This window comes from Spirillospora sp. NPDC049652 (assembly GCF_040675125.1).
Classification (GTDB): Bacteria; Actinomycetota; Actinomycetes; order Streptosporangiales; family Streptosporangiaceae; genus Spirillospora.
In genome coordinates, this window is sequence record NZ_JBFAOF010000597.1 from 1 (window position 1) to 4,539 (window position 4,539).

At 69.8% G+C, this 4,539-nt stretch carries 3 protein-coding genes, 1 tRNA gene and 1 pseudogene; 2 read left to right on the forward strand and 3 right to left on the reverse strand.

Annotated features, from left to right (window positions below; translation table 11 throughout):
* Together AB0J52_RS28695 and AB0J52_RS28700 are read right to left on the reverse strand one after the other, a co-directional pair.
* Nucleotides 1–478: cobalamin biosynthesis protein (locus tag AB0J52_RS28695; RefSeq protein ID WP_500185612.1), on the reverse strand; the 478-nt coding region annotated here is incomplete at its 3' end.
* Nucleotides 462–1,253 carry a phosphotransferase enzyme family protein gene (locus AB0J52_RS28700; RefSeq protein WP_500185613.1) on the reverse strand — a complete coding sequence of 264 codons (792 nt, stop codon included), beginning with the start codon at nt 1,251–1,253 and terminating at the stop codon, nt 462–464. The genes AB0J52_RS28695 and AB0J52_RS28700, both read right to left, overlap by 17 nt.
* Nucleotides 1,254–1,381: 128 nt before the next feature.
* Between AB0J52_RS28700 and AB0J52_RS28705 the strand changes: the two genes are divergently transcribed.
* Together AB0J52_RS28705 and AB0J52_RS28710 are read left to right on the forward strand one after the other, a co-directional pair.
* A tRNA-Arg gene (locus AB0J52_RS28705) sits at nt 1,382–1,458 on the forward strand.
* 730 nt (nt 1,459–2,188) lie between these two features.
* Nucleotides 2,189–3,018, forward strand: a protein-coding gene (locus AB0J52_RS28710) for an IS5 family transposase (protein ID WP_500185615.1) whose coding sequence is annotated in 2 segments (ribosomal slippage) — nt 2,189–2,564 and nt 2,564–3,018 — 831 coding nt in all. Because the reading frame shifts where the segments join, the coding sequence is not laid out codon by codon here.
* Between the two features lie 1,010 nt (nt 3,019–4,028).
* On the opposite strand, the pseudogene AB0J52_RS28715 reads toward AB0J52_RS28710, so the two are convergent.
* Nucleotides 4,029–4,539, reverse strand: a pseudogene (locus AB0J52_RS28715) (hypothetical protein); the annotation flags it as partial.

A 4,539-nucleotide genomic window follows, 5' to 3' on the forward strand; every position in this document is an offset into this window, starting at 1 on the left:
CGCCCCACACCAGCGGCGCGATGGACGCGTCGGACGTGTTCTCGGCCACCGACTCGACCGTCGCGCGGGCCAGCTCGTCCGGCCCGAGGCCGGCGGGGTCCCGCGCGCACAGGTGCCCGAGCCGCCCCCGCGCCGCCTCAAGATCCTGATCTTCGAGGAAGCCGCTCATGACGCGTCCCTCGCGCCCGAGGGACGTCCCGCCGAGCACCGCCCACGTGGCGAGCGCCGTCACCCCCGCGCGCGCGAGCGGCCTCCCCCGGACGGCCCGTTCCAGCGCGACGCCCCCGGCGAGCGTCCCGCCCACCAGCGTCACCGTGTACACGACCCCGCGCGCACGGGAGTCGGCGTACATCTTCTTCTCCAGCGCGGACGCGACCCGGCCGAACGCCGCGACCGGGTGTCCACGCCTGGGATCGCCTAGCAGGGCGTCCAGCGCGACCCCGGCGAGCAGCCCGGCGGCCCTAGACGAGACGCGCATCGAGCTCGTCCCAGTGGGTCTCCAGCCAGTCCTGAGCCCGCCGGATGCGTGCCCCCGCGCCCCCGCGCCACAGCCGCGCCCAGGCGCCACCGCCTTCGGCCCGCCTCTGCATGGCCCGGTACGACCGCTCGAACCGGACCCGCGCCGCGGGCAGCAGCTCCCGCCGCTCCCCGGCCGAGAGCCCGTACGCGTCCGCGAAGAGCCGCATCCGCCGCCCGGCGTCCGCGTCGTACAGAAGATCGTCACGGTCGGCGGGGTCGGCGATCGGAGCCCAGTGCCGCAGCGCCGTGACCACGTCGTACATCCGCGTCGTCGGCCGCGCGAGGTCGAAGTCGATCAACGCGACCGGCGCCCCGCCGCGGAAGACCACGTTCTCGGGCGTCACGTCGCAGTGCCCGATCAGCTCCGGGGGGCCGTCCAGGTTGGACGCCGCCGTGTCCCAGGGGTCGTCCGGACGCGTCCCGTAGGACACCACGGCCTCGTGGTACCGCCGCAGCAGCCGCCCGACCCCGGCCAGCGCCTCGTCGCCCACCGCCCACCCGGGCAGCGGCCGGTGCGGGCACTCCCCGTCCACCCAGCTCAGGATCTCCCGGCCGCGCCCGTCCACCCCTAGCATCCGCGGCGCCCCGTCGAACCCGACCGCCTCCAGATGCCGCAGCAGCCCGTGCACGGCGGGACTGTGCGCCCCCATCACCCGCCGCACGGTCTCCCCGGCGCGCACCACGCCCTCGGTCACGTCCCCGCCCGCGAGCGGCACCTCGATCTCCAGCACCACAACCCAGAACGATATGACCTGTTCGCCCGTCCCGAGGCCGCCCACCTCCCGAACCCCCCAAGGTGACCACACCCCCTGGCCCGACAGTGCGAACACACCCCGCCTCGCTCTAGACTCCTCTTCCACAAGCGCCCATAGCTCAGCCGGATAGAGCAGCAGACTTCTAATCTGCCGGTCGGGGGTTCGAATCCCTCTGGGCGCGCCACCCTCTGACCTGCGACAACACCATCGCAGTCAAGATCAAATCCCGCCCACTTCGCCCCGGTTCGCCGCCGTGGTTGCTCCGTGGTCGCTCGGCGGACATCCAACGCCCCCACCGCGTCCGCTATGAATCCACGCCACCGGTGAGACGCCGCGCCAAACCGCGCCAGCAGGGCACCCAGCGGCCGATGGGCCCAGCGGGCCCGGTAACCGCGTCCCCTGCGCATTCGGTCGTGTGAGCGCCCGTCGGCCCCGTTGGGATGCCGCGTCAGAACGACAGGCGGCCCGACGTTGAAAATGGTCGGGGCACACGGTGCGCATCGCGCACTGACGTGCGGCGTGCAGAATCACAGCAGCGGTCATCGCGGGCCTGTGGCGAGGGCCCAAACCCGTCCACCGCCCAGATCATCCGACCGCCGCGGAAGATCACCGAGTCACGAAGCATCCATCGATCCGACATGGGCAGGCGCGGCACAGCGCTCGCTGGCAGGTCAGCGCCCCACGTGGCACCAGCCTCCCCCTGTTCCCAGATCCGCCGTAGACAACTCCCGCGCCCTTATTGCGAAGCTGCGGCAGCGCGGGGTCACGGCAAGAGGACCCTTCTTCGTGGTCGAGGTGGTCTTGGCCGGGCGCGGCCGTCGGGACGTGTCCAGGGCCGCATTCGAGGGCGGCGACCCGATTCGCTAAAGGTCATAACAAAATGTGCATGTGGCGCGACATCTGGTGGTGTCCGGATGTGGTGTGGGTGGGTGCGTAAGGGCGAGCAACCCCCGTGGATCGTGCCCGACAGTCTGTGGGAGCGGATCGAGCCGCTGTTGCCGAGGGTCGAGCGCCGCAAGTGTCACGCCGGTCGTAAGCGGTTGGATGACCGGAAGGTGTTGTGCGGGATCCTGTTCGTGCTGCATACCGGGATCCGGTGGGAGTTCCTGCCGCAGGAGTTGGGGTTCGGGTCGGGGATGACGTGCTGGCGACGTCTGGGCGAGTGGCATGCCGCAGGTGTGTGGGAGCGGCTGCATCGGCTGCTGCTGGAGGAACTGCACGCCGCGGGTGATTTGGATTGGTCCAGCGCGGTGATCGACAGTTCCCACGTCCGGGCGCTGAAGGGCGGCCCAAAACCGGAGCGAGCCCGGTCGACCGAGGACGGCCGGGCTCCAAACACCACATCCTCACCGACGGCCACGGCACCCCGCTCGCCCTCGCCCTGACCGGCGGGAACCGCAACGACGTCACCCAGTTGCTGCCGCTGCTGGACAAGGTACCGCGGGTCCGGGGCCGGGTTGGGCGGCCCAGGTCCAGGCCGAAGAAGTTGCTGGCAGACCGCGGCTACGACCACGACAAGTACCGCCGACTGCTCTGGAAACGAGGCATCAAACCGGTCATCGCCCGCCGCCTCACAGCCCACGGCTCAGGCCTGGGGATCCACCGCTACGTCGTCGAACGCACCATCGGCCTGCTCCACTGGTTCCGACGCCTGCGCATCCGCTGGGAAGTCCGCGACGACGTCCACCAAGCCTTCATGACCATCGCCGCAGCCATCATCTGCCGGCGACGCCTCGTCCGCTAATTCTGATAGCAGCTCTAAGCCCGAGACTCCATCCAGTAGTGGCCTGGGCTGATCACGCAGGACTTAGTTTGCAGCCAGCTCCACCAGTCAGCGTTACCGGTCGCCCCGTGAGGGTGTGCCCAATCGCCGTAGAGGGTGGTTGTATACGGGTAGTAGTCGATGTTGCATTGGGCGACAATCCTGTAGGTAGTAGTGCCGTTCCCGTCACACATGACTCCCGCCTGCGTCCCAAGGGAACTGCTCCATTGACTATAAGAGTACTGGCAGTTCCATATTGCGGCGTGGGCAGGAGTGGAAATGGCGGCGACGACTCCGGTAGTCACGGAGAGCGTCATGAGTGACGCCAATACCTTCTTGCGGATTTTCACTATCGGCTCCTGGTGATCGCGAGGGCCTTCCTCTTCATGGCGCGACCATAGGCGCCGAAGGCCATGTCGATGTGCGCATCGCGTGCGGTCTGGCTGTGCAATGCGTGCGCCGGCACCTGAGAATGGACTCGAGTCCCGGGCCTTGACAGGCAGCCCCCCGGGACGCCGACCGCCGAGTGCTGATGTCTTGCCATGTGTCCTTGACGGCGGCAGTCTCAGGGGATGCGCTTCGCGAAGTGGCTCCTGGGCGCCGTGTGGATCGGTCCCTGATGTAGTTGGAGATCACGAGGTGGCACCACGTGAAGCCATCCCCGGCGTTCAACTCAGATCCCATCCCTGGAACCAGCATCCGGCCACGTCCCCGCCTGCCGCTCATCCCGCTCTACATCACGTGCGTGGCGGCTCCGCCAGCGACCATGGTGGGGCTGGTGAGGTGCGTCCGCGCGTCGAGTCGCCGGGGCCGAAGCAGGAGGCGTCGCGGTTATGGTTTCGGCGCATGGACGGCGTGCCGGAGCGATCACCATCCTCTGTGACAGCATCACCAAGGTCGCCTGAGGGCCGCCTTCGGTGGGCGGAGAATCCCCACGTCCGCGCCTCCAGGCCGGCGATCAGATCCGGGTCGCGCGAAGAAGGCCGCCGCCTCTAGGAGGCGTTGCGGGGGTCCCAGACCTTGACGGCCAGGCCGACCCGGTCGGCCTGACCGTCGGCGCGGTGGACCGAGGTGACGCGTAGCAGGGCGTAGCGGCGTTCGGTGGTGATGACACACACCAGCGCCCCGACCTGGAGGCGGGCGTCCTCGGCGTAGGCGCGCTGGGTGGCGCACTGGTGCCAGGAGCCGCTGCTCCCGGCGGGCAGGTTCGCCACCGCCGCGGGATTGACTCCGACCAGACGGCCGTCGTGGGACCGCAACTCCAGATCGCTGCCCCCACCCGTCCAGCCGGAAGCCTGGGAGTCCAGGTCGATGTCGTGGCTGCTCCCGGCGACCATCACGACGCTGCCGGTGCGACGGACCGGCTGATCGGCACCGCCTCCACCTTCGTCCCCGCTCCCGGGGCCGGGGCCGGGCCCGGGCGGGTTCTGGCCGGGCGGGGTCTGGCTGGGCGGGACCTGCGCGTTGGGAGACGGACTCGCCGGGCCGGCGCCGGGTGGGGTC